General features: G+C 68.2%; 21 protein-coding genes. 5 read left to right on the top strand and 16 right to left on the bottom strand.

Features of this window, described 5'->3' with window-relative positions:
* Position 1: 1 nt before the first annotated feature.
* The 4 genes from ACOMG5_RS01985 to ACOMG5_RS02000 form a co-directional block, all read right to left on the bottom strand.
* The gene (locus ACOMG5_RS01985; protein ID WP_420342101.1) at positions 2–808 is read right to left on the bottom strand and encodes a metallophosphoesterase family protein; all 807 of its coding nucleotides are present in this window, start codon (positions 806–808) and stop codon (positions 2–4) included.
* Positions 805–1740 (bottom strand): diacylglycerol/lipid kinase family protein, encoded by a 936-nt coding sequence (locus ACOMG5_RS01990; RefSeq protein WP_420342102.1) that lies wholly within the window; start codon positions 1738–1740, stop codon positions 805–807. Before ACOMG5_RS01990 ends, ACOMG5_RS01985 begins: the two co-directional genes overlap by 4 nt.
* A 282-nt stretch (positions 1741–2022) precedes the next feature.
* Complete coding sequence (locus ACOMG5_RS01995) at positions 2023–2433, bottom strand: hypothetical protein (RefSeq protein ID WP_420342103.1); 411 nt, start codon at positions 2431–2433, stop codon at positions 2023–2025.
* A gap of 12 nt (positions 2434–2445) precedes the next feature.
* Positions 2446–3222: a hypothetical protein gene (locus ACOMG5_RS02000; protein ID WP_420342104.1), complete on the bottom strand. Its 777-nt coding sequence runs from the start codon at positions 3220–3222 to the stop codon at positions 2446–2448.
* On the opposite strand from ACOMG5_RS02000, the gene ACOMG5_RS02005 reads away from it, so the two are divergent.
* Positions 3221–3541 carry a TAXI family TRAP transporter solute-binding subunit gene (locus ACOMG5_RS02005; protein WP_420342105.1) on the top strand — a complete coding sequence of 107 codons (321 nt, stop codon included), beginning with the start codon at positions 3221–3223 and terminating at the stop codon, positions 3539–3541. The genes ACOMG5_RS02000 and ACOMG5_RS02005 overlap by 2 nt on opposite strands.
* 118 nt (positions 3542–3659) lie before the next feature.
* On the opposite strand, the gene ACOMG5_RS02010 is transcribed toward ACOMG5_RS02005, so the two are convergent.
* The 6 genes from ACOMG5_RS02010 to ACOMG5_RS02035 form a co-directional block, all read right to left on the bottom strand.
* On the bottom strand, positions 3660–4274 hold the full coding sequence (locus tag ACOMG5_RS02010; RefSeq protein ID WP_420342106.1) for an alpha/beta hydrolase: 615 nt from the start codon (positions 4272–4274) through the stop codon (positions 3660–3662).
* A gap of 21 nt (positions 4275–4295) precedes the next feature.
* Positions 4296–5228: a VOC family protein gene (locus ACOMG5_RS02015; RefSeq protein ID WP_420342107.1), complete on the bottom strand. Its 933-nt coding sequence runs from the start codon at positions 5226–5228 to the stop codon at positions 4296–4298.
* A gap of 434 nt (positions 5229–5662) precedes the next feature.
* Positions 5663–6136, bottom strand: coding sequence for a c-type cytochrome (locus ACOMG5_RS02020; protein WP_420342108.1), 474 nt, complete (start codon positions 6134–6136; stop codon positions 5663–5665).
* 280 nt (positions 6137–6416) lie between these two features.
* Positions 6417–9551: an efflux RND transporter permease subunit gene (locus tag ACOMG5_RS02025; RefSeq protein ID WP_420342109.1), complete on the bottom strand. Its 3135-nt coding sequence runs from the start codon at positions 9549–9551 to the stop codon at positions 6417–6419.
* A gap of 1 nt (position 9552) precedes the next feature.
* The gene (locus ACOMG5_RS02030; RefSeq protein WP_420342110.1) at positions 9553–10662 is read right to left on the bottom strand and encodes an efflux RND transporter periplasmic adaptor subunit; all 1110 of its coding nucleotides are present in this window, start codon (positions 10660–10662) and stop codon (positions 9553–9555) included.
* A 32-nt stretch (positions 10663–10694) separates the two neighbouring features.
* Positions 10695–12077 carry an efflux transporter outer membrane subunit gene (locus ACOMG5_RS02035; RefSeq protein WP_420342111.1) on the bottom strand — a complete coding sequence of 461 codons (1383 nt, stop codon included), beginning with the start codon at positions 12075–12077 and terminating at the stop codon, positions 10695–10697.
* 229 nt (positions 12078–12306) lie between these two features.
* On the opposite strand from ACOMG5_RS02035, the gene ACOMG5_RS02040 reads away from it, so the two are divergent.
* Complete coding sequence (locus ACOMG5_RS02040; protein WP_420342112.1) at positions 12307–12918, top strand: TetR family transcriptional regulator; 612 nt, start codon at positions 12307–12309, stop codon at positions 12916–12918.
* Here ACOMG5_RS02040 and ACOMG5_RS02045 read toward each other — a convergent pair whose 3' ends face one another.
* A complete protein-coding gene (locus tag ACOMG5_RS02045) occupies positions 12919–14247 on the bottom strand; it encodes a nucleotide sugar dehydrogenase (protein ID WP_420342113.1) in 1329 nt (442 codons plus the stop codon).
* A gap of 118 nt (positions 14248–14365) precedes the next feature.
* Here ACOMG5_RS02045 and ACOMG5_RS02050 point away from each other — a divergent pair, with 118 nt between their 5' ends.
* From ACOMG5_RS02050 to ACOMG5_RS02060, 3 genes are read left to right on the top strand one after another with little or no spacing between them, the layout of a single operon-like run.
* The gene (locus tag ACOMG5_RS02050) at positions 14366–15316 is read left to right on the top strand and encodes a polysaccharide lyase (RefSeq protein ID WP_420342114.1); all 951 of its coding nucleotides are present in this window, start codon (positions 14366–14368) and stop codon (positions 15314–15316) included.
* Positions 15313–16395: a glycosyltransferase family 4 protein gene (locus ACOMG5_RS02055; RefSeq protein WP_420342115.1), complete on the top strand. Its 1083-nt coding sequence runs from the start codon at positions 15313–15315 to the stop codon at positions 16393–16395. The genes ACOMG5_RS02050 and ACOMG5_RS02055 overlap by 4 nt, the downstream gene beginning before the upstream one ends.
* Positions 16392–17159, top strand: a complete 768-nt coding sequence (locus ACOMG5_RS02060) for a polysaccharide deacetylase family protein (RefSeq protein ID WP_420342116.1) — start codon at positions 16392–16394, stop codon at positions 17157–17159. The genes ACOMG5_RS02055 and ACOMG5_RS02060 overlap by 4 nt, the downstream gene beginning before the upstream one ends.
* Here ACOMG5_RS02060 and ACOMG5_RS02065 read toward each other — a convergent pair.
* From ACOMG5_RS02065 to ACOMG5_RS02085, 5 genes are all read right to left on the bottom strand, one after another.
* Positions 17147–17599, bottom strand: coding sequence for a cyclic nucleotide-binding domain-containing protein (locus tag ACOMG5_RS02065; protein WP_420342117.1), 453 nt, complete (start codon positions 17597–17599; stop codon positions 17147–17149). The genes ACOMG5_RS02060 and ACOMG5_RS02065 overlap by 13 nt on opposite strands.
* A gap of 55 nt (positions 17600–17654) precedes the next feature.
* The gene (locus ACOMG5_RS02070; RefSeq protein WP_420342118.1) at positions 17655–20393 is read right to left on the bottom strand and encodes an ABC transporter transmembrane domain-containing protein; all 2739 of its coding nucleotides are present in this window, start codon (positions 20391–20393) and stop codon (positions 17655–17657) included.
* Positions 20394–20464: 71 nt separating this feature from the next.
* Positions 20465–21604, bottom strand: a complete 1140-nt coding sequence (locus ACOMG5_RS02075) for a glycosyltransferase family protein (protein WP_420342119.1) — start codon at positions 21602–21604, stop codon at positions 20465–20467.
* Positions 21601–22842, bottom strand: a complete 1242-nt coding sequence (locus tag ACOMG5_RS02080) for a glycosyltransferase family 4 protein (protein WP_420342120.1) — start codon at positions 22840–22842, stop codon at positions 21601–21603. Before ACOMG5_RS02080 ends, ACOMG5_RS02075 begins: the two co-directional genes overlap by 4 nt.
* The gene (locus ACOMG5_RS02085; protein WP_420342121.1) at positions 22839–24068 is read right to left on the bottom strand and encodes a glycosyltransferase family protein; all 1230 of its coding nucleotides are present in this window, start codon (positions 24066–24068) and stop codon (positions 22839–22841) included. The genes ACOMG5_RS02080 and ACOMG5_RS02085 overlap by 4 nt, the downstream gene beginning before the upstream one ends.
* Position 24069: the final 1 nt, after the last annotated feature.

Genomic DNA, 24069 nt, shown 5'->3' on the forward strand with positions numbered 1-24069 from the left:
CTCAGGCCGGATCGGCGTGCCAGCCGCCCGCGCGCCACGCGAAGCCCGAAGTGGCGCGGGGCAGATAGGCTTGGTGCCGGCCATCGACGATCCATGGCGTGACCTCTACCCGGCCGGACCCAATCTCCAGCACGGAAAAGCCGTGGTCGCGCTCCCCTTCCCGGGCGCAAAGCGCGGTGCCGGTCTGCACGATCAGCACGGGCTGCGGCGCCCCCGGCGCGATCCCGAGGCCGATCGCCCAGTGATGCAGATGCCCCGAGAGCACGATCCGGATGCCCGCAGCCGCGAGCGCCTTCACGGCCTGCGCCCCACCACGAGTCTCGCCCGGCGCGAACCCCGGCGGATCGACCAGCGGATGGTGGCAGGCGAGGAGCGGGATCGTGCCTTCGGGCTCCTGCTGCCGGGCGGCCAGAATGCGGCGCAGCTCGGCAGGGCGAAACACGCCCCGCCGCCAGCTGAACGGATCGGCGGTATTCGCGCAATGGATCCGCAGAGGGCCGAAGCTGCGCTCCGGCGCGGTTTCCGCTGAGACCTCGCGGTGCCAGCCCCGGAACGGCGCGAGGTAGCGCAGCGGCAGATTGAAGAGCGGCACATCGTGATTGCCCGGAAACGCCACGAACGGCAGCCCGAGCCCCTCCAGAAAGCCGCGCGCCGCCCGGAACTGCCCGCGCCGGGCGCGATGGGTGAGATCACCTGTCACCACGAGGAATTCTGGCTTCGCGGCATGGATCGCGGCCCTGAGCGGGGCGACCAGCGCGGCATGCTCCGCCCCGAAATGCAGGTCCGTCAGATGCACGATCCGCGTCATGCGGCAGGCCCTTCGGCCGGGACGCAAACCCGGAGCCCTCCATGCAGCACCTTGAGCCGGAACGGCGCGGTCATCCGGGCCTTTTCGCCGTCCAGCGCCACCAGCTTGCGCGGGCTGCGGCTCTCGATGATCATGTCGTCCGAGATCACCAGATCGAAATCCGCGCCATGCGCGGTGCGCCCGAAGGCGAGGCGGATGGCGGCCGACATCAGCTCCCATCGGGTGCGGCCCTTCGCCAGGAACAGCGCGAAATGCCCCGCGCGCACCGCCTCCGCCCCCGCGAGCCCGAGCGTATCGAGCTGATAGGCGCTGCGGGCGACGAAGGCGAGCGAGGTGCGATAGTCGCGCGGCTGGCCATCCACCGTCACCTGCAGATGCATCGGGTCGCGCAGGTCGCGCAGCGCCACCAGAACGGACCAGTAGGCGGCGATCCGGCTCCGGCCCCAGCGGCGGTAGATCTCCTCGCGCTGCACGAGGATCTGCGGATAGATCCCGATGCTCGCATTGTTGATGAAGATCCGGTCGTTGATGGCGCCGAGGTCGCGCGCCTGCACCCGCCCGCCCAGAACCGCATCGAGCGCCCGGTCCATATCCTCCACGCCGAGCTCACGGGCGAAATAGTTGAAGGTGCCGCCCGGCAGCACGGCCATGGCCGCCGCACTCCCCGCCAGCGCACCGGCGACCGCGCTTTGCGTGCCATCGCCGCCCAGAGCCGCGACGATATCATAGCCCTCGGCCACCGCCCGGCGGGCGGCATCGGCGATCTGGCCGCCCTTCGCTACCGGCTTCAGCGTGAATTCCGCCACCTGCGGCGCGAGGCGGGAGCGGATATGCGCGATGCGCGCGCCCGCATCCTTGCGCCCGGCATGCGCATTGGCGATCAGCGCCACACGGCAGCGCGCGGGCTCGGGCATCGGCAGGTCCTGCGGCATCGGCTCCCTCTTCCTGGACAGCCGGGGAACGGCCGGAACCCCCAGCAGGTTCCCGCGATCAGCCCGCGCTGCGCACGGAAACCCGGGAATAGAGCTTTTCGTTCCAATTGGGCGCAGGGCAGACGAGCAGCGCCCCGCTGCCGGTATAGACCCGCAGGCGCTGCTGCCCAGAGATCGGGCTGCGGGGCCGCGCGCGAGGTAAGCCCGGCCGCGCAGCCCGAGAACCAGCCGGCCCTGCACCTGGTAGCTGAGCCATCCACCTCCGCCGGGCCCGCGCGTCGGTCACCTCCCTCGCCCGACAGCGTGGATCTGCACGACAAAAGCCCGTCTCCGGCCCGGAGGCTCGGCAACATCGGCTCGCACGCGCGGCCGGGCCGCAGCGCCGCTTGAGGCCCTGCAGGCGCCGGGCTCCAGGATCCAGCGCTGGCCCTGCGCCACCTCGATCACATGATAGCCGTCCATCGACGGCTGCAGATAGATCACGCCACTGCCCCGATAGGACGGACCGATCCGCGCCTCGTCGGTAAACGCCGCACGCAGCAGATCGCCCGCCCCCCTGGCAGGCGCGGGGCGAGCTCGATCTCCCCCCAGCATGGCCGACAGCGCACCGCGGCGGGCACGCGCGACCTCGTCACGGATGCCCACGCAGATCTGCCGCATGCCCTCGATCTCGCGGATCTCGAAGTCAGCCACGCCATGCCTCGGTCAGTATTTCGGCTCGTCCCAGGTCATCGACCGGTCCCAGACCCGTAGCAGCGGTTGCGGCGTGATCCCGGCGCGCCCGCGCATCGGGCTGTCGAGCGACAGGATCACGAACAGGAGCACCGCGAGGAACAGCGCGCTCACCGTGCCGAAGACGAATTGCCGCCGCGACCGCCTCTGCAAAAGGCAGATCAGGAGCACGTTGATCACCGCGCCGGCCACCACCGCCTGCCGCAGTACCCTTGGGATCTGGAGGAAGACCGAGGCGATACGCTCGTGCCGTGCCTCGACGAAGCGCTGGAACGAGCAGAGTACCTCGGCATGGATGATCACCTGGCCGCTGGTCTGCGGCTCGAAAGCGGCGAGGCGCTGGCGCATGGCGTCGGCGCGGTTGTCGCCGCCATCCAGATAGGTGACCTCCCGGCGCGCAGGCCAGTCCTTGCAGATGGTGAACAGGACATAGTCGCGCAGCATCGGCTTGATCGTGGTGCGCAGCGGGTCCGGACAGGCGTTCATCTCGGAAGAGAGCACCGAGATCGCATTCGCCTCGCCCAGCACCGCCTGCCGGGCCTGGGTGTTGTTCTCATAGGCCGAGACCGTCAGCAGGCCCGGCAACAGCCCGTAGAACAGGTTAAACTCGGCCGTCGCACAGCCGATGGACTCGTTCAGATCCGCGTCCGAGCTAATCAGCACCCGCATCACCGGCTTGAGCACCAGCATGCCCGCCAGCACGAGGCCCAGCAGCGCCACCGCGATCAGCGTGCTGCAGGCGGCGGGCATGACGCTCGGCGAGTTTCCCGTGATGCTGGAGCTTCCGCTCTCCGGGCCCTATGACGCGCTCTGCGCCGGGCGGATCGACGCCGCGCTGATCGTGACGGGGCATCCGAGTGCGGGGCTGGGCGGTATGCTCGGGCGCGGCGCGCTCGATCTCGGGGGTATCGAGGCGCCGCTGCGTCAGCAGATCCTGGCGGTCAGCCCTGATCTGCGCCCGGCCGAAATCCGCGCCGGAACCTGTCCCGGCCGCGACAGCCCGGTGGAGACCCCTGCCATGACGGCGACGCTGGTCACGCGCGCCGACGTGCCTGATGCGATGGTCTAAGCCGTGGTGCGCGATACGATCGACGCGCTGCGGCGTCTGCGGCTGGAGGTGCCCTCTCTCGCCACGCTGACTCCGCCCAAAATGGCCGGGTGGGCGCCCATCCGGGCGCCGCCGCCGTCTATGCCACGCCGCGCTGAAGCACGGCCGCAACGCGCTGCAGCTCTTCGGGCCGGATCTCATGGCCGCCCTCATGCAGCGCAAGGTCCACCTGCGCACCCTGCGCCGCCAGATAGTCGCGCAGCGCTTCGGTCTCGGGCAGCGGGCAGATCGGATCGCGCCGCCCGGCCGTGATCAGCACCGGCAGCCCCCGCAGGCCCGGCTGCGGCGCCGGCGCGAACGGGATCAGCGGATGCATCAGCACCGCGCGGTCAAAGAGATCCGGCGCCTGGAACAGCACCGCGGCCAGGATGTTCGCCCCGTTCGAATAGCCCAGGCCCCAGACCGGCACGCCCGGCTGCGCTGCCCGATGCGCGCGGATGAACCCCGCCATCTTGCGGCTGCGCTCAGCGAGATCGGCCATGTCATAGACGCCCTCAGCCGTCCGGCGGAAGAAGCGGTTCGCGCCATGCTCGGACACGTCGCCCCGCGGCGAGACGATGCCCGCCCCGGGCAGGATCTGCCCGATCAGGCCCGGGAACTGGTGCTCGTCGCCGCCGGTGCCGTGAAAGCTGAAGACGATCGGCATGCCGGGCGCGGGCGCCCGGGCCAGGTGGATGTAGCTCTCCATCGACATCATACGCTCCGCAATGCCGGATCAATCGGCAATCGGGGTCAGAACGCGCTCGATCTGCGCGCGCAGATGAGCATGCTGCGCCGGGATCCGCAGGGCCTCGCCCAGATGCGCGCTATCCTCATCGCGGTCGAATCCGGGCTCGTTGGTGGCCACTTCGAACAGGACGTCGCCCGGAGTGCGGAAGTAGATCGCCCAGAAATAGTCGCGGTCGATCACCGGGGTAACCTGATAGCCGGTCTCCATCAGCGCCTTGCGCACCTCCAGCTGCGCCGCCCGGTTCTCCACCGCGAAGGCGACATGATGCACCGAGCCCGCGCCCAGCCGCGCGGGCGCCGTATCTGGCAGCACCTCGATATCCACCACATCGGCGCCATTGCCGCCCTGCACCGCATAGCGGGTGATGCTGCCCTGACGGTCGACCGCCTCATAGTTCATGAATTTCAGCAACTCGGCCGTGGCCCCGCCATCGCGCAGCCGCAGGCTGACGCCATGGAACCCCTGCACCCCCTCAGCGGCCGGAACCGGCCCGCCCGCCCAGGGCTGGCGCGTATCGCCCTCCTTCTCTACCAAGGCAAAGCCATCCCCATCCGGGCCGCTGAACCGCAGCCGCTTCTCGCCGAAACGCTCCTCGGCCACGAGCCCGCCCACGCCCTGCCGCGCCAGATGCGCCTGCCAGAAGCCGAGCGCCCCCTTCGGAACGCTGAACAGGGTTTCGCCCACCTCCCCCGCCCCGGGCCGCCCGCGGACGATATGGGGGAAGGGGAAATAGGTCATCACCGTGCCCTGCGTGCCGTGCTCGTCGCCGTAATAGAGGTGATAGACATCGGGCGCGTCGAAATTCACGGTCTTCTTCACCCGGCGCAGGCCGAGCGCATGGGTGAAAAAGTCGTTGTTCTGCTGGGCATTCGCAGCCATCGACGTGACGTGGTGCAGGCCCTTGATCTGATGCAGCATGGCGTTTTGCTCCTGCCGGGGTGGAGAGGCCACCCCCTGATGCTGCCAAGATGGCGATCCCGGGGCATTTCAGGAATTGGCATAATGGTGAATTCACCATTGCGATCATATCAACAATTCACGCATGACTGCGCTGTCCCCTCCATCTCTTCCGCCTCCAGGGCCGCGCGTTCCGCGTGACAGGGACGCTCCTGCGCAGTGCAAAGCGCCCCGCCATCCGCACCGGGGGCGGCTGCAAGAGACACTTCCGGGATGGCGAGGGGCCATGCGCTTTGCCGCGCGGAACAGGCCCGGGTCGCCCTCCTGCCGAAGTGGCCAGCGCCGAGGCCGGGCTGGCGCTCGTGTGCCCACCCCATGAGCACATTTGCTTCGCGTGGCGCGCAGCCCGGATCCATCCAGATAACGTGCCCGGGAAACGCGCCGGCTGCCGCGGATCAGGGCAGCGTCACCGCATAGAATGGCGCCTGCGCCTCGGCCGCGCTGGCCACGATCTGCGGTGTTTGGCGTGCGACCGGCGGCATCGCCCTCAGAAAGGCCGCCAGCGCCTTCTGATCCGCCTCCGACATCGCGGCATAGGACGGCCAGGGCATGATCGGCGCGAGCACGCGCCCATCCGGGCGCAGCCCCGTCGTCAGCGCAGCGATGATCTCCGCCTCGCTCCAGCCTCCGAGCCCGGTCGGATCCGGGGTCAGGTTCGGGGGCCAGAAAATCCCGACGCCCGGCATCTGGAAGCCGATCGTCCCGCCCGAGAGACCGCCTGCGGGATCGGGCGCGCCACCGGGGCCGCGCGGCATGTGGCACCCGGCGCAATCCATGATCCGGGCCAGATAGGCGCCGCGCGCGACCAGTGCTTCGGGGGTCTCGGCAAAAGCCGGTGCAGCCAGCAGAACGGCTGCCGCAATCGACATCTGTTTCATCATTGATCCAATACGGGCGCAGCGCCGGCCCCTGCGGGCACGGCGGCCTGAAATACGGTTTCGCCCCGAAATGGCCTGCGGGCGCAGGCATCCGGGCCCCGCCAGTATAGCGCCGAAGGTGGCCGGCCCTTGCTAAGAGACGCTTCGTGGAACCCTAAATGATTGCTAAATGCGGGCCGCGGCCCGGCGCAATGCGCCGCAGAGGCGGCGTCGGGCTTCGGCGAGCCCCATAAGAAAAAGGCCGCGCCTTGGGGCGCGGCCGGTTTGAGCGTCAGCCGTGGGCGGGCTGGGCGGCCTTGCGCCGCCTGTTGAACAACGCGTCGATCAGCACGAAGAACACCGGCACGAAGAAGATCCCGAGCGCCGTGCCCGACATCGTCCCGAACAGGGTCGCATAGCCGATCGCCTGCCGCGAGCCCGCGCCCGCGCCGGAAGAGATCACCAGCGGCACCACGCCCAGCCCGAAGGCGAGCGAGGTCATCAGGATCGGCCGGAACCGCAGCTTCGCGGCCTGAACCACGGCCTCGCGCGCACTCTCGCCGAGATCACGCATCCGCTCGCGGGCGAATTCGACGATCATGATCCCGTTCTTGCCGGTCAGGCCGACCACCGTCAGCATGCCCACCTGGAAATACACGCCGTTCGACTGCCCGCCGATCCATGCGCCGATCAGCGTGCCGATGATACCGACCGGCATCGCCAGAATGACCGCGATCGGGATCGACCAGCTTTCATAGAGCGCGGCCAGACACAGGAATACCGCCGCCAGCGAGAGCGCATAGAGCACCATCGCGCCATTGCCGGCCTGCTTTTCCTCCAGCGACAGCCCGGTCCATTGCAGCGAGAAGCCGGGCGGCAGCTGCGATGCCAGGCGCTCCATCTCGTTCAGCGCCTCGCCGGAAGAGACGCCGGGCTTCGGCGAGCCCTGGATCTCCATCGCGGGCAGCGCGTCGTAGCGCTTCACCTGCTGCGCGCCATAGACCCATTCCGGCGTGGCGAAGGTGGAGATCGAGACGAAATCGCCATTCTGGTTCGGAACCCGCCAGAGCGCGAAATCCTCGGGGGTGGAGCGCGCCCAAGGCTCGCCCTGCACATAGACCCGCTTCACCCGGCCCTCGTAGAGGAAGTCGTTGATATAGGTGGAGGACCAGACGGTGTTGAGGAAATCGCCTACCTCAGCCGCGGTCAGCCCCACCGCCCCGGCCTTCGGCCAGTCGATGTTGAGCTTGAACTGCGCAGCATCCTCGACCCCGTTCGGGCGCACCGCCATCAGCTTGTCGCTCTGCCCGGCCATGCCGAGCATCTGGTTGCGCGCCGTCAAAAGCTCTTCATGCGTCTGCCCGGTGCGGGCCTGCAGGAAGGCGGTGAAGCCGTTGGAGTTGCCGAGCTCCAGCACCGGTGGCGGCACGATCGGAATGACGATCGCTTCCTTGATGCCTCCCATCAGCGGGCCGAAGGCGCGGGCGGCGATTGCGGCCGCGCGGTTCTCCGCACCGGTCCGTTCTTCCCAGTCCTTCAGCCGCACGAACATCATCGCCATGTTCTGGCCCTGGCCCGAGAAGGAGAAGCCGACGACGGAGAAGACCGAAGCCACGTTTTCTTTCTCGGCGGTCTGGTAATAGGCCTCGACGCGCTCGAGCACCTTGCGGGTCTCTTCGGTCGTGGTGCCGGAGGGGGTCTGGATGATGGTCATCAGCACGCCCTGATCCTCGTCCGGAAGGAAGGACGTCGGCGTGCGCACATAGAGCAGCCCCATGCAGCCGACCAGCGCGGCATAGACGAGAAGCCCCTTCACCGGGTTCGCGACCACCCATTTGACGATCCCGCCATAGCCGCCGGTCAGCCGGGTGAACCGCTTCTCGAAGCCGTTGGAGAAGCGCGCGCCGATCCCGGTCTTGCCCGGCACATGCGGCTTCAGCATCGTGGCGCACAGGGCCGGGGTGAAGACCAGCGCCACGATCACCGAAAGGGTCATCGCAGAGACGATGGTGACGGAGAACTGCTTGTAGATCTCCCCGGTGGAGCCGCCGAAGAAGGCCATCGGCACGAACACCGCCGAGAGCACCATGGCGATACCGACCAGCGCGCCGGTGATCTCGCTCATGGATTTCTTGGTGGCTTCCTTGGGGGAGAGATGCTCCTCCGCCATGATCCGCTCGACGTTCTCGACAACGACGATGGCATCATCGACCAGAAGCCCGATCGCGAGGACCATGGCGAGCATGGTAAGCGTGTTGATGGTGAAGCCGAAGGCCGCCATCACCCCGAAGGTGCCAAGCAGCACCACCGGCACCGCCATCGTCGGGATCAGCGTGGCCCGGAAGTTGTGCAGGAACAGCAGCATCACCAGGAACACGAGGCCGATCGCCTCGATCAGCGTATGCACCACCGCCTCGATCGAGATCGTGACGAAGGGGGTGGTGTCATACGGGATTTCATAGGTCATCCCCGACGGGAAATAGGGCGCGAGCTCCGCCAGACGGGCCTTCACCAGGTTCGCCGTATCGAGCGCATTGGCCCCCGAGGCGAGCTGGATCGCCATCCCCGCGGAGGGCGCGCCATTGTAGAAGGCGTTGATCTCGTAGGTTTCGGCACCAAGCTCCACCCGCGCCACATCGCGCAGCAGCACGAGGCCGCCATCGGTATCGGCGCGCAGCACGATCCGCTCAAAATCCTGCGGCGTCTTCAGAAGCGATTGCGCGGTGATGGTGGCGTTCAGCAGCTGCCCTTCGGGCGCAGGCTGCGCCCCGAAGGCCCCGGCGGAGATCTGCGCGTTCTGCCCCTGCACCGCCGCGATCACGCTCGAAGGCGCCATGTCATAGGACTTCAGCTTCTGCGGATCGAGCCAGATCCGCATCGCATATTCGGAGCCGAACACCTGCACCGAGCCCACCCCCGGCAGGCGCGAGAAGTTCTCGACCATGTAGGAGTTCAGGTAGTCGGCCAGCTCCACCTGCTTGCGCGAGCCGTCGGGCGAGATCATCGCCACGACCATCAGGAAGCCGGTGGTGGATTTCTTCACCGTAACCCCTTGCCGGGTCACGGATTCAGGCAGGCTGGCTTCGGCCTGGGCGAGCTTGTTCTGCACCTGCACCTGGGCGATGTCGGGGTCGGTGCCGAGCTCGAAGCTCAGCGTGATCGTGGCGCGCCCGGTCGAGGTGGTTTCGGAGTTGATGTAGCGCAGGCCGTCGAGGCCGGTCATCTGCTTCTCGATGACCTGAACCACCGTATCGGCAACGGTTTCAGCCGAAGCGCCCGGATAGGTGGCCGAGATCACCACCGCCGGCGAGGCGATGGACGGATATTGCGAGACCGGCAGGCGGAAGATCGAAAGAATCCCGAGCCCCATGATGACGATCGCGATGACCCATGCGAAGATGGGCCGGTCGATGAAAAAGCGGGCCATATCAGTTGGTTCCCTCAGCCGGGACGATCTCCACCGGGGCGCCCACGGCCGTCTTCTGGAAGCCCGAGGTGATCACCTGGTCCCCGGCCTTCACGCCATCGGTGACGATCCACTGATTGCCGGAGGAGGACGCGACCTGGATCGGCCGCTGCGCGACCTTGCCCGCGTCCACGACCCACACATAGGCATTGCCGACCCGGTCGCGCATCACCGCATTTTGCGGCAGCGCCACGGCATTGCGCGCGATCGCCTGCGGCAGATCGACCTCCACATACATGCCCGGCAGCAGGATATGATCCGGGTTCGGGAAGGTCATTCGCAGGGTGATCATCCCGGTGGTGGGCTCCACCTGCGGCTCCGCCGCCTCCAGCCGCCCCTTCTGCGCGAATTCGGAGCCATCGGCGAGGATCAGCCGCGCCTCGCCGGTGGCGCGCATTTCGCGCCCCTCCGGCGTGGAGGTCAGCCGCAGGATATCCGTCGCCGATTGGGTCACATCGACATAGACCGGATCCAGCGCCCGGATCGTGGCGAGCGCGGTGGTCTGTTGCGCGGCCACCAGCGCCCCGGTCGTCGTCTGCGACAGGCCGATCACGCCCGCGATGGCGGCGCGCACCGTGGTGCGGTCGAGGTCGATCTCGGTGCTCATCTGCTGGGCTTCGGCGGCCTGAACCGCGGCATCCGCGGCCTCACGCGTGGCGACGGCGGAATCGCGCTTCTGCGCCGAGGTGGCATTGCTGCCGAACAGCTCGATCGCGCGCTTTTCCTCGGTCACGGCCAGGTCGCGGTTCGCCCGCGCCTGTGCCACCGCGGCCTTCGCCGCAGCCACCGCTGCGCGGTAGCTGTCGTCCTCGATCTTGTAGAGCGGTTGTCCCTGCTCCACCGCGGCGCCCTCGTCGAACAGGCGCTCGCGGATGATGCCCGACACCTGCGGGCGCACCTCGGCGACAGTCGATGCCTTGATCCGGCCCGGCAGGCGGACGGTCAGCGGGAAATCACGGGTCCCGGCGGTAACGACCGACACCCGTGACGGACCCTGCGCCTGCTGCGCCTGGAGCGGCAAAGCGAGGACGAGGAGCGCGAAGGCTCCGGCTGCGGATCTGATGAGGGACATGGGAACCTGCGTTCATGGGGAGGGGGAGGGCCTCATTGTGACGCACCCGCGGCGGCGACACTGAGGCTGACGAAATCTGCGGCGCGTTGCCGCTCCGCGGAAGCCAGGCCCTGCTGCGCCGACAGATAGGTCCGTTCGGCATCGAGAACCGCGAGGAAGGTGCCCTCGCCCAGGCTGAAGTTGGTGCGCGCGAGATCGAGGGTCTCGGCGCTGGTGCTGACGAGACGGCCCTGCGCCGAGATGTTGCGGCTGTCGCGATTGTAGGCGGCAAGCCCGCTCTCGACTTCCTCGATCGCGTTCAGAACGGATTTTTCCCAGCCGAGCTTGGCCTGCACCGCGCGCGATTCGGCGGCCTTCAGGTTCGCCGTATTGGCGCCACCGGTGAAGATCGGCAGGTTCAGCGAGGGCCCGAGCGTCCAGTAGGTGATGGAGCCGCCATGCCGGATATTGGTCGGCGTGATCGAGCCCGAGAGCGAGACCGACGGATAGAACTGTGCCTGCGCCACGCCGACTTCATAGGCGGCGGCGGCATAGCTGCGCTCGGCCATGCGCACATCGGGGCGCTCGCGCACCACATCCGCGGGCAGGCCCACGCTCGGCTTCAGCCGCGGACGCGGCTGCGCCGCACCGCGCTGCAGCGCCGGCTTCAGCTCCGCCACGCGCCGCGCCGTCAGCGTCGCGAGCCGTGCAACCGCCTGATCGAAGCCGACTTCATAGGCCGGCAGCGCCGCCTCGCCTTCGGCGACCAGCTGCTCGGCCTGCAGCAGGTCGAGCCGCGCGGCCTCGCCCAGCTCCACCTGCGTCCGGGTGAGATCGAGGCTGCTGCGGCGGCTGTCGAGCGAGCGCCGGGTGAGCGCCATGCTCTGCTGATAATAGCGCAGATCGATATAGGCGGAGGTGATCGAGCTCTCCATCACCAGCCGCGCCACATCCGCAGACAGATAGGCCGCATCGAGCTGCGCCGCAGCCGCCTTGCGGGCATTGCGGTTCGCCCCGAAAATATCCAGAAGCCAGCTGACCCCGAGCCCGACCGACGACACCTGCGCCGTACCGGTATTGCTGGTGTCGCCGCGCGTCGCACCGGCCGTGGCGCTCACCTGCGGCAGATCCGCCGCGCCGACCGAATCCGAGGCCGCGCGGGCCTCATTGATCGCCTCGATCGCCTGTTGCAGATCGAGGTTCCGGGCCTTGCCGGCCGCGATCAGCTGATCGAGCTGGCTGTCCTGGAAGGAGCGCCACCACTGATGCGCACCCGCCTGACGTGCAGGCGAAGCGGCATCGAAGCTCGCGCCCACGCTTGCTGCAGGCGCTTCGTAATTCACATCGGCGCATCCCGCGAGAGCGAGCGTGGCGACCGACCATTTCAGCAAAGAACGACGCGACGGCATGCCGCTTACAACCTGTTCAAGCCCCATGACCTAGTTCCTTTTTTGTGTAAGTGTTTTGGCCATCATCGCATTGTCCGGCCAAGGCCGCCACAGCTGTCATGAGGCAAATCGCCAGTGCACACAGTAAAAGTAGTCGCGATCCGCTGTTTGGCATCCGCTTCACCATCGGAAACACCCACGCACGCCGTCTCGGGGCCCCACTTACATACATACGCGAATGTTTGTAAAGTGGAATTGATAGGAGGAGAACGAATCAATGAGACGCTGCAAGGCTGATGCCGAACAAACGCGCAGCTCCATCATGGATGCCGCGGAACGCATGTTCGTGAAGAATGGCGTCGGCCAGACATCGCTCGAGCAGATCGCGCGCGCGGCCGGTGTGACGCGCGGCGCCGTCTACTGGCATTTCAAGGACAAGGCCGATCTGCTGCAGGCGATGTACGAGCGCAACAAGCCGCCGCAGGTGGAGCTGCTGCGCATGGCCGCCCCCTGCAGCGACGACCCGCTGACCCTCCTCGAGACCACCAATGCCGAGATCCTCGCCCTGATCGAATCCGATGAGGGGCGGCAGCGCATGTTCGCGCTCCTGTGCAATCACATCCCGGTCGAGGGCAATGCGCACCGGCAAGAAGCGATGAACACCGCCATGTACCAGCTGCTGCTGCAACTCATGGAGCGCGCGCGGGAAACAGACACGCTGACCGACAGCCTGACCCCGCATGAGGCCGCCGTTTCGCTGATGATCATGTCCAACGGGCTGCTCAGCGAATGGCTGCGCTCGGGCAAGGCGTTCGGGCTGACGGACCTGGGCATGCGCCTGGTACGGCGCCATCTGGAGACGCTGCGCAAACGGCCGCGCGCGGGCTGATCAGGCCTTCACGATATGCGCGCCCGTGATGCCTGCGCGCGCCATCACGTTGCGCGTATCGACCACCAGCGGCGCGCTGGCCACCAGCGCATAATCGACCGCGTCGTGGTCGGTCGCGATCAGCACCATATCCACCCCTGCAAGCACCGCCGCAGTGAGCGGCACCGAAGGGCGCCCCTTCAGCGCGCCATAGGCACGAGTTTTCGGAATTTCAGGAATATGCGGATCGTGATACAGCACCTCGGCGCCGCGCTCCTCCAGCAGCTCCATCAGCTTCAGGGAGGGGCTCTCGCGCAGGTCTGACACGTTCTTCTTGTAGGCCAGCCCCAGCAGCAGCACCCGCGAGCGGCTCAGCGCCTTGCCCGAAAGCATGTCGAGCGCCCGGGCCGCGCGGTCCACCACATGGCGCGGCATGCCCGAATTGATCTCGCCGGCGAGCTCGATGAACCGCGTCGGCAGTTCGTATTCGCGCGATTTCCAGGTCAGGTAGAACGGGTCGATCGGGATGCAGTGCCCGCCGAGGCCCGGCCCCGGATAGAACGGCATATAGCCGAAGGGCTTGGTCTTTGCGGCCTCGATCACCTCCCAGACATCGATGCCCATCGCTTCGTAGACGATCTTCAGCTCGTTCACCAAGGCGATATTGACCGCGCGGAACACGTTCTCGGTGATCTTGACCGCTTCCGCCGTGGCCGTGGTGGAGACAGGGACCACCCGCGCCATCGCCCGGCCATAGAAGGCCACGGCCAGCTCCTTCGCCTCCGGGCCATCGCCCGCCACCACCTTCGGGATCGTCGCAGTGACGAAATCGCGGTTGCCCGGATCCTCGCGCTCGGGCGAGAAGCCCACGAAGAAATCCTGCCCGCAGACCAGGCCGGAGGTTTCGAGGATCGGGCGCACCACGCTGTCCGTCGTACCGGGCCAGGTCGTCGATTCCAGAATCACCATCTGCCCCGGGCGCAGCACCCGCGCGATATCGCGCGCGGTCTGCTCCACATAGCGCAGGTCCGGCTCGCGATGCGCATCGAGCGGTGTCGGCACGCAGATCGCGATCACGTCGCATTCCGCCAGCCGCTCCAGCGCGGCCGTCGCCTCGAACTGCCCGCCCTGCACGGCCGCCTGCAAGACCTCGGGCGCAACCGCCTCGATATAGCTTTCGCCCCGGTGCAGCACGTCGATCTTCGGCGGGTCGATATCGAAGCCCAGAACCCGGTAGCCCCCCGAAACCAGCGTCATCGCCAGCGGCAGCCCGACATAGCCGAGCCCGATCACCCCGGCCCGCGCCTTGCCCGCCCGGATCAGCGACAGCAGTTCAGAGGCATTGGTCATGGCGGCATTCCCTTCTGGCTGGCCCGAGGCTTGCGGCCCCGCGCCCGAACTGTCAAGCGCCCCCTTGCCGTCTGCTCCGATGCGGGCATTATCGGCGCAACCACCGGAAGGAAAACCGATGCGCACCTCTGCCCTGATGCTGCTCTGCCTGCTGCTCCCGCGCGTAGCCTGCGCGGATCCGGCCACGCTCACGCTGCGCTACGGCTTCGATGGGCAGGATTTCGCGCCGGAGGGCGGGCTTTACTACCGCGAAAATTACGAGCAATCCGCCGGGCATACGGAATTCCAGCGCAGTGTCGTACGCGCAGGCGCGGGGGCGCTGCGGCTCTGGATCGAACCGCTGTGCCAGCCGGGCGAGGAAGGCTGCAGCGAGCGCGCCGAGATCTGGGAGCAGACCGCGCTGCGCGTGCCCTATGAGACCGGCGTCTGGTACGGGCTGTCGATGCGCTTCGACGACCCGCCGCCCGCGCTCGACCACCGCTATGTGGTGATGCAGTGGAAGCGCGAGATCGGCCCCGATGCCGAAGGCGATTTCAGCCCCTTCCTCGCGCTGCGGCTGCGCTCCGGTGTGGTCTTTGCCACGGTCGAGACGAATTTCCGCGCCCCGCCCGCCGATGCGCCCCGCCCCGTGGCCGGGCGCTGCCCCGCGGGCTGGACGCCGGTCTGGCTGCGCCCCGGCACCCGGCAGATGCGGGCCCTCGTGGCCACCGGTCCGCATTGGACGGACGATGTGACCACCGAATTCGACCGCTGTACCGATGCCATCCGGATCGAAGGCCCGGGCCTCTTGCCGGTGGCGGCGGCGCAGTGGCACGATTACGCCTTCTATACCCGCCCCGGGCCGGGCGGCGACGGGCTGATCCGGATCTTCGCCGATGGCGCCCCCGTGGTCACGGTGCGCGGCCGGATCGGCCATGCCGACCATGGCCTCGGCCAGAACCAGTATTTCAAGTTCGGCCCCTACCGCGATGGCGGCGAGGGCACCTGGGCGATGTATTACGACAGTTTCATCCGCACGCCCGATTGCACGGCGCTGCTGCCAGCCGGTGCCTGTACGGGGCTGGAATGAGGATTGCCTTCTATGCGCCGCTGAAGGCGCCGGGCCATCCGGTGCCCTCCGGCGACCGGCAGATGGCGCGGCTGCTGATTGCCGCGCTGGAGCGGGCTGGGCACCGGGTGCAGGTGGTCTCGGAGCTCCGGGCCTATCTGCCCGATGCGGAGGATGCTGCCGGGCTGCGCGCCCTGCGCGAGGCCGCCGCCCAAGAGGCGCTTCGGATCGGGCGGGAATGGCAGGCCGAAGGCGCGCCCGATCTGTGGTTCTGCTATCATCCCTATTACAAATCCCCGGACCTGATCGGCCCCGCCCTCTGCGGCCGCTTCGGCCTGCCCTGGATCTGCGCGGAGGCCTCGCTTTCGGCACGGCGCAGCCAGGGGATCTGGGCCGAGACCCAGGCCGAGGTCGCAGCCGCCCTGCGCGACGCCGCCCTGACCATCGGCATGACGGCGCGGGACCGGGACGGCATCGCGCAGCTCTGCCCCGGCGCGCGGATCGCGCCCCTGCGCCCTTTCATCGATACCGCCGCCCTGCCCGCGCCCGCCCCCGCGGCCGATGGCCCGCTCGTGACCGTTGCGATGATGCGCCCGGGCGACAAGATGGAGAGCTACCGCGCCCTGGCTGCCGCGCTCGGGCAGGTCCGGGTGGACTGGCGGCTGGAGGTGGCGGGCGACGGGCCGATGGGCGCGGAGGTGCGCGCGCTGTTCCCCCAAGGCAAGGTCCGCTGGCATGGGCAGCTGCCGCCGCAGGGCATCGCCGCGCTGCTGCACCGCGGTGGCATCCATGCCTGGCCCGGCTGCGGCGAAGCCTATGGGCTCGCCTATCTGGAGGCGCAGGCGGCCGGGCTGCCGGTCGTCGCCTGGGCCACGGCCGGGGTGCCCGAAGTGGTCCGCCATGGCGAAACCGGGCTGCTCTCGACGCCGGGCGACACCGGCGCGCTGGCCGCAGATATTGACAGGCTGCTTGCGGATCCGGTGCTGCGGCGGCAGATGGGGGCGCAGGCGCGACGCCGGGTCTTGGCCGATCACGGGCTGGAGAGCGCCGCGGCCGAGCTCGGCCGCCTGCTGCACGGCGTGAAGGAGACCCGCCCATGACCGCATCCGCACAGCACCTTGCCGAACGCGCCCTCGCCCGGCGCGCCGCCGCCGGCGCTCCGCTCCGGCTCTGGCTGCGCGACGATGACGCCGTCGCCCCAACCCCGGCGCTGGACCGACTGCTCGGCTTCGCGGCAGAGGCCCGCATTCCGCTGACCCTCGCCGTGATCCCCGCGCCCTGGGATCAGCCGCCCACCGGCCCCGCGCTCGCCCGGCGGCTGGAGGCGGAACCCGATGCCACCGTGGTGCTGCATGGCTGGTCGCACCGCAACCATGCCCCCTCAGGTGTGAAGAAGCAGGAACTGGGGCCGCACCGGCCGCTCTGCACGATCCGGGCGGAGCTGCGCGCCGGGCTCGAGCGGCTGCGGCAGTGGCATGGCGCCCGGGCCCTGCCGATGCTGGTACCGCCATGGAACCGGATCGCGCCGGAGCTGCTGCCGTTTCTGGCCGAGGATGGGTTTACCGCGCTGTCCACCTTCGGGCCGGAAAAGCCCACCGAAGGGCTGCGCGTGCTCAACACGCATCTCGACATGATCGACTGGCACGGCAGCCGCAGCCTGCGGCCGCGCGATACGCTTTGGATGGAGCTGGCCGCATTGGCCGATAGCGGGCAGGATACCGCCGGCGTGCTCACGCACCATCTGGCGCATGATGCCGAGATCTGGTCGTTCCTGACGGAACTGGCCGGTACCGTGGCGGCAGGACATGGCGAATGGTGCGCGCTGCGCGCCCTGATACCCGCCGCCCCCGCTCAGAGCGCGTGAGCGCCGAGCGGCTTGCGGTATTCGCTGTCCAGCAGCTGGGTGCCGAGCGATTTCATGATTTTCTCACTGCTCAGGCGGCAGCTGGTCATCAGATGCAGGAAACAGCTGCGGTTGATGACGAGAACCTCCACATCGGTGAGGGCGGTTACCGTCGCGCGGCGCGGTGAATCGGAGAGCATCGAGGACTGGCCGATGATATCGACGCCTGCGGCGGAGCCGGTCTTCGTCGCGTGCTGGTCGTCGCTTTCCTTGTGCACGTCCACGGAGCCGGAAATGATCACATAGGCACCGAAGCTCATGTCTCCTTCACGGAACAGAACTTCTCCGGCCTCAAAACTCTTGCGGTCCGAGGCGAAGCACAAGATCTTCAACCTGCCCGGGTCGACACCTTCGAAGATGGGCAGTTTGCGCAGCAGCGCGACTTCTTCTTCGAGCAACATGCGAATCCCTTTCCGCGCCGATCTCCCGCAGCCTTTCGGCTCCGGGTTCGGAGCATCAGTATTCTTGCGCTATATGTCGATTGCGTAAAGTCCCCTGTTCTTCCGCAAACGGCATAGATGTTTCCCCGCTGATACCGTCGCGGGAAAATTCTACCACCCTGCTGAAATGGTGGGCGTGCGCACGATTTGCAAGGACCCAGAGCACCCCCGGCGGATCCGGCTGCTCGGCGAGGAACGCCAGCACATTCCCGATCAGGCGGTCCTGATAGGCCGGATCGGCCCCGGCCAGCGGCTCGTTGAACACATAGAACGGCGCCTTGCGAATCAACGTGCGCGCCAGGGCGAGCTTCTGCCGCTGCATCTGCGACAGCCGCCGCCCCTCCGGCCCGACGTCATGCGACAGCCCGATCGACAGGATCCTGTCGCGCAGCCCCTCATCGCCCTCGATCGCCTCGCGCACCACGTCGCGCACGCAAGCATAGACCTTGTCCTCGGCGTTGCCGTAGCGACGGTTGATCTTGCCAAAGAGGATGTTGTCCTCGAGGGTCGCGTTATCGAGGTATTTCTCCGGGTCGTAGGGCTGCAGCAGGTCGCGCAGGTCATCGGGCATCCGTTCGGCCAGGGCCTTGCGCCCCTGCACGAGCAGGTCGCGCAGGCGGTCATCCAGCAGCCCGAAGCGGTACTTCGGCTCGATATAAGACATCGACAGCCGCAGGATCCGCACCCGGTCCGCCATGCTCGCCTCCTCCAGCCGGTCCGGACGGGTGCGCGCGATCGTCTGCTCGAAGTCCGGCAGTTCATCGGCCGTCATGTAGGGCAGCCATTGCAGAAGCTCCGGATCTTCTTCCATGCCGGAGAACAGCTGCACGGTCGTGCGCGCGAAATTCCACCCGAGGCTGAACATCTCCCGCGTGATCCCGAGCTGGCCCAGGGTCTCGCGGAAGAACGCATGGTTGACGATCGCCGAGACCGAGGTGTCGGGATCGCTCGGTACGCCAAACAGCAGGTTCTCCCCGACCTTCGCCTCAGGGTTGTAGCGATCGGGCTCGAAGGCCAGCACCGCATTGGGCAGGCTGCGCTCTTGCAGCCGCTCGCGCAGGCGGCTCCGCATCGCGAGGACATCCTGCGCAATGCCCGGCACCTTGCGGTTATTGACCCGGCTGCGCACGGCCAGCGTGATCAGGTCGTCGTCCAGCCCGACCACATGCATGATCCGGTGTGCGGCCCCATAGAGCCCCTCGCCGGTGGGCTGCAGCGCCGCATAATCGATCCAGTCTGTATCGAAATCCAGCACCGGGTTGCCCGCCCGCTGCGCCTCGCGCGCGCGCCAGTCCCGGGCGGCGCGCGGCCCGGGGGCCTCCTCGCGCGGCGGCGGCCCGGGGCGGCGCTTCAGCGCATAGGTGACATTGTCCAGCACCGTGCCCGAGACCAGCCGCGCCAGCGGCCCCGCCTGGCCGATCATCCGCCCCGTCACCCGCTCGGGCAGCTGCGCCAGATCGTGCTCGCCCAGCATCACCCGCCCGTTCGCGGGCGCAATCTGCCCCCCGATCACTTCGGCCACCACCGGCGCCCCGCCCGACAGATCGCCGATCAGCGCCATCGTTTCCCCCGGCGCAAGCGCCAGCGTCACATCATCGAGCAGCCGCGCGCCGAGGTCGTTCTGCACCGAGACATGCTGCAGCGCGAGCTTGGAGCATTCCTCCATCGGAATATCCGCATCCAGCGCCTGCAGCGCCGGGTCGATCAGGTCGTCGGCCTCGAACTGCTCGACCACCTGCTCATATTTCACCTGCATGTCCTGCCGCGCCAGATCCCAGTCGATCAGCTCCTTCAGCGGCCCCGGAAGCTCCTTGTAGGCGTTGATCACCGCGACCAGCTGCCCCACGTCCAGCGTGCCCTGAATGGTCAGGTAGCCGCCGATCGAATAGAAGAAGAAGGGGGTCAACTGCGCGAGGAAGTTATTCAGGAATTTGACCAGGAACTTCCACTGGTAGATGTCGTAGCGGATCCGGAAGATCCGCCCGAGCCGCGCCACGATATCGGCGCGCTCCCAGTTGCTGGTATCGTTGGTATGGATGGTCTGGATACCATCGACGATTTCCGCCACCCGGCCCGAAAGCTCGCGCGCGGTGATCTGGCGCTGCCGGCCAAGCACGATCAGCCGCCGCCGCATCCGCGGGATGATCGCCACCTGGATCCCCGCCATCGCCGCCGCCACCATGCCCAGCCAGAAATGCTGCACGAAGATGAAGAACAATGCCGTCGCCGCCTGCCCGCCCAGCATCGCAGGCTGGGTGAAGGCATCGCCCGAAAACCCGCCCAGGGGCTCGATCTCGTCCTTCACCATGCTGGAAATCTCGCCCGCCTTCACCTGGCGGAAGCGCGCAGGCGGGAACCGCAGAATCCGGTCGATCAGCTCATAGCGGACCCGGCGCAGCAGCCGCTCGCCCATCCGCCCCTTCTGGACGTTGATCACGAACTTGAACAGCCCGTTCACCACCACCAGCGCAAGGAAGGTGAAGCTCAGCGCCATCAGGAGCGGGATCCGCTCCATCTGCACCCCGTCGAACAGCTGCAGCTTGCCATAGAACGGAAGATCCACCGACAGCCGCAGGAACGGCAGCGTGGCGCCCTCCTCGGCGAACCCCATCCCCTGCAGCGGCCCGTTCACGATCTGCTTCGGCAGGTCGAAGGCCAGATAATAGGGCACCATCGAAAACAGGATCACCAGCACGATGGCAATCTGTTCGCGCCGGGTGTGGCTCCAGATATATCGGAATAGGTTCGGTTCCATCCTGGACGATCCTGTCGGCAATGCGAAATTCAGTCGAGGCACATAATCAGAGCGGCGGGCCGCGTCGCCCTTCAGGCATTCACATGACACCGTGCAATATTGCACAGGATGTCGGCAGTCCGCCCGGCGCCGTCAAGGAGTGCCTTGATTTTTCTTGGTTCCGGGCCGTGCAGCGCAGCCGCTATGGCCGCCGCCATCGCCGCGCCATCGAGCCCCGCTTCGGGCAGCAAAACCGCCCGGCCCGCGGCCATCAGCCGTTCGGCCCGCGTGGTCTGCTCGGTCTCGCCGCCCGCGGCATAGGGCACCAGTACCGCCCGGCAGCCGGCCTGCAGAATGTCGCAGACAGTGTTGTAGCCCGCCTGCGAGACCGACAGCCTTGAGGCCGCGAGCAGGCCCGCGAAATCGCGGCGGAAGGCCTCGAGGATAACGTTCGGCCCCGGGCGCAGCGCGTCCCGCTCCGCCGGGGGCAGGTTCGGCCCGGTGATCACGCAAAACCGCAGCTCGGGCAGGAGCGCCGCCGCCCCGAGCGCCGCCCGCACCAGCCCCGCGCCCACAGCGCCGCCCCCGGCCGAGACCATCACATCGACCCCATCCGCCGCAGGCACCGGCGCGGGCGGGGCCACGAGGCCGGTATAGGCCACCAGATCCGTGATCTCGGCCGCGGGCCCGAACGTATCCTCCAGCCGCGCGAAGCCCGGATCGCCATGCACCAGCACCCGGTCGTAATGGCCGCGCAGCAGCGCCACCGTCTCGGCATCGCGGCCCGGCTTCTTCTGCGCCTGCAGGATATCGCGCACAGAGCAGCACAGGGCCGGCCGCGGCGTCATCGCGGCAATCGCCTCCAGCAGCGGCAGAAGCTCGAACCGCATCTGGCGGCGGCCGAAGGGGAAGGCCTCCGTCACCACCACATCGGGCGCGGATTCCCGCAGCACCCGCAGCAGCATGTCCCTGCGGCGCTCCAGGAATTCCGGGCCCACCGGCCGCCCCTCGGCATCCGCGAGCCCCGAGAACCCCTCTCCCGCCGTCTGCACCGCGGGCAGCGCCACATGCCGCACGCCGGGCGGCGGGAACCCCGCCACCGGCAGCCCGCCGGTGACCATGGTCACCTCCGCGCCCCGGGCGGCGAGCGCCGCGGCAATGCGGCTCGCGCGCGCGATATGGCCGATGCCGAGCAGATGCTGGACGTAGAAAAGGATGCGCGGTGCGCTCACGGCTTGCTCCAGCTGGCTCGGAAGAGGTCTGTCAGGCGGGCGATCCCCGGGGTGAAATCGAACTCGCGGTGCACCCGCGCCTGCGCCGCCCGCCCGAGGCGCGCGCGCAGCCCGGGCCCCGCGATCAGCCGCGCCAGCGCCGCCGCAAGCGCGGGGGCGTCCTCGCTCGGCACCAGAAGGCCGGTGTCGTCATCGGTGACGAATTCCGGAATGCCCGACAGATCGGTGCCCACCACCGCAAGCCCCTGGCTCGCCGCCTCGACGATCACATTCGGCAGGCCGTCGCGGTCTCCGTCTCCGGTGCGCCGGCTGGCCAGCACGAAGATGTCGCTCTCGCCATAGGCCGCGAGCACCTCGGTCTGCGCCAGCGCGCCGCGCCAGTCGATCCGCCCGGCGATGCCCAGCCGCGCCGCCTGCGCCTTCAGCGCCGGCATCTCGCCCCCGCCCCCGATATGCGCGAGCCGCCAGTGCAGCCCCGGCGGCAGCTGCGCCAGCGCCTCCAGCAGGATATCGAAGCCCTTCTTCGGCACAGCCCGCCCCACGCTGAGCAGCCGCACCGGATCCGCCGGATACGATCCGTCACGCAGGGCCCGCTGCGGCGCGGGCGGCGGGAAGCGGCCCAGATCCAGCCCGTGATAGGCCAGATGCACCGCCGCGCCCGGCGCGAGCCCGGCCAGATGATCGCGCCCGGAGGCGGTGCAGGTCACCGTCCAGTCGGCCGCGCGCATCTTCTCGGCCAGCTCCCAGTCGGGCGAGGTCCAGATATCTTTGGCATGGGCGGAAATGGTGAAGCGCTGCCCGAGGATCAGCGCAGCATAGCGCGCGACCGACGCCGGCGTATGGGCGAAATGGGCATGGATCCAGACCGGGCCGCCCGGCATCTCTGCCGCCATCACCAGCGCCTGGCCAAAGCGGCGGGCCCGGTTCGGCGTGGCATCGCGGCGCAGATCGCGCAGGAACACCGGCAGCGCGCGCCAGAACCCGGGCCGGGGCAGGCAGGCCAGCAGCCCGCGCAGCACCCGCCAGGGCTCCTGATGCAGATATTCGGGCAGATAGCTGACCTCGGCCGCGATTTCGCCATGCACGGGGTGGCGGCGGGTGTCCGTCGGATGGCGCAGCGAGACGATGCGCAGCCGCAGCCCGGCACGCTCCAGCCCCAGCAATTCTTGTGCAATGAAGGTTTCGGACAGCCGCGGGTAGCCCTTCACCACGACGACCAGCAGCGGCGGGGCCCTCATGTCCGTGCCTGGACCACCTGTATCGCCGGGCTCTGCCGGCCGCGCAGCCAGTCGCCCACATCCTCGGAGATGCGGGTCAGGCCATCGAGCTCCAGCATCCCGGCCGCCGCGGCCACCACCGACTGAGACGGGCGCGGCGCATCGGGCAGCGCCCGCAGCGCCGCCGCAAGCCGCGGCGCATCGTTCAGATCCTCCGCCGCCATCATCCGCGCAAGGCCCAGCTCCGCCGCGCGCTCGGCGCGGATCGCCTGTTCGAGCCGCGGCTGCGTGCGCGGCACGATCAGCGCCGGCCGGTCAAAGCTCAGGATCTCGCAGAAGGTGTTATAGCCGCCCATGCCCACCACGCAGGAGGCATTGGCGATCAGATCCTCCATCCGGTTGTCGAATTCGATCACCTCGACATTCGGCAGCCCGGCGGCATCGGCCAGGATCGCCGCCCGGTCCCGCGAGGAGACGTAGGGCCCGAGCACCGCAAGCGCATCCGGCAGGCCCGGATCCACCCGATGCGCGGCGAAAACGGCGTGGAACAGCTCCGCGCCATCGCCGCCGCCGCCGGTGGTCACCAGCATATAGGCCCCCGGATGCCGCGTCTGCGCCTCGTCGGCCCAGAGCCGGGTGCGGCGCAAAAAGCCCATGTAGCGCATCCGCGCACGCACCGCGGGCGGCACCAGAAGCCCCTCCAGCGGGTCGTAGAACCCCTCCGGGCCATAGACCCAGATCGAATCGTAATATTGCTCGATCTTGCGCAGCAGGTCCTTGCGCGCCCATTCCGGGCCGAGCAGCTCCGGCGCATCCATCACCTCGCGCAGCCCGAGCACCAGCCGCGTACCCTGCGCCTTCAGATAGGCGAGCGTCTCTTCGATCTCGCCATGCAGGCCCATCGGCTCCTTGTCGGTGATGAAGATGTCGGGGCGGAAGCTCTCGGCGGTGTGGCGGATGATCGACCGGCGCATCTTCAGCGTTTCATCGAGCGAGGTATGCCGCGCCATCGACTGATATTCGCCGTTGTGCAGCTTGATGACGCTGGGCACCTTCACGAAATCCACGCGCACCCGGTAATCGAAGGCGCCGGCGATGGTCGCGCCCGAGATGATCATCACCGAAAGGCCGCGATAGGCCTGCACCAGCGCATGGGCGATCTCGCGGCAGCGGCGCAGATGCCCCAGCCCGAACGTATCGTGGCTGTACATCAGGACGCGGGCGTTTTCGAGGCGCGATGAGGTCATG

Origin of the sequence: Paenirhodobacter sp., assembly GCF_041916475.1 — a bacterium.
Lineage (GTDB): Bacteria > Pseudomonadota > Alphaproteobacteria > Rhodobacterales > Rhodobacteraceae > Rhodobacter.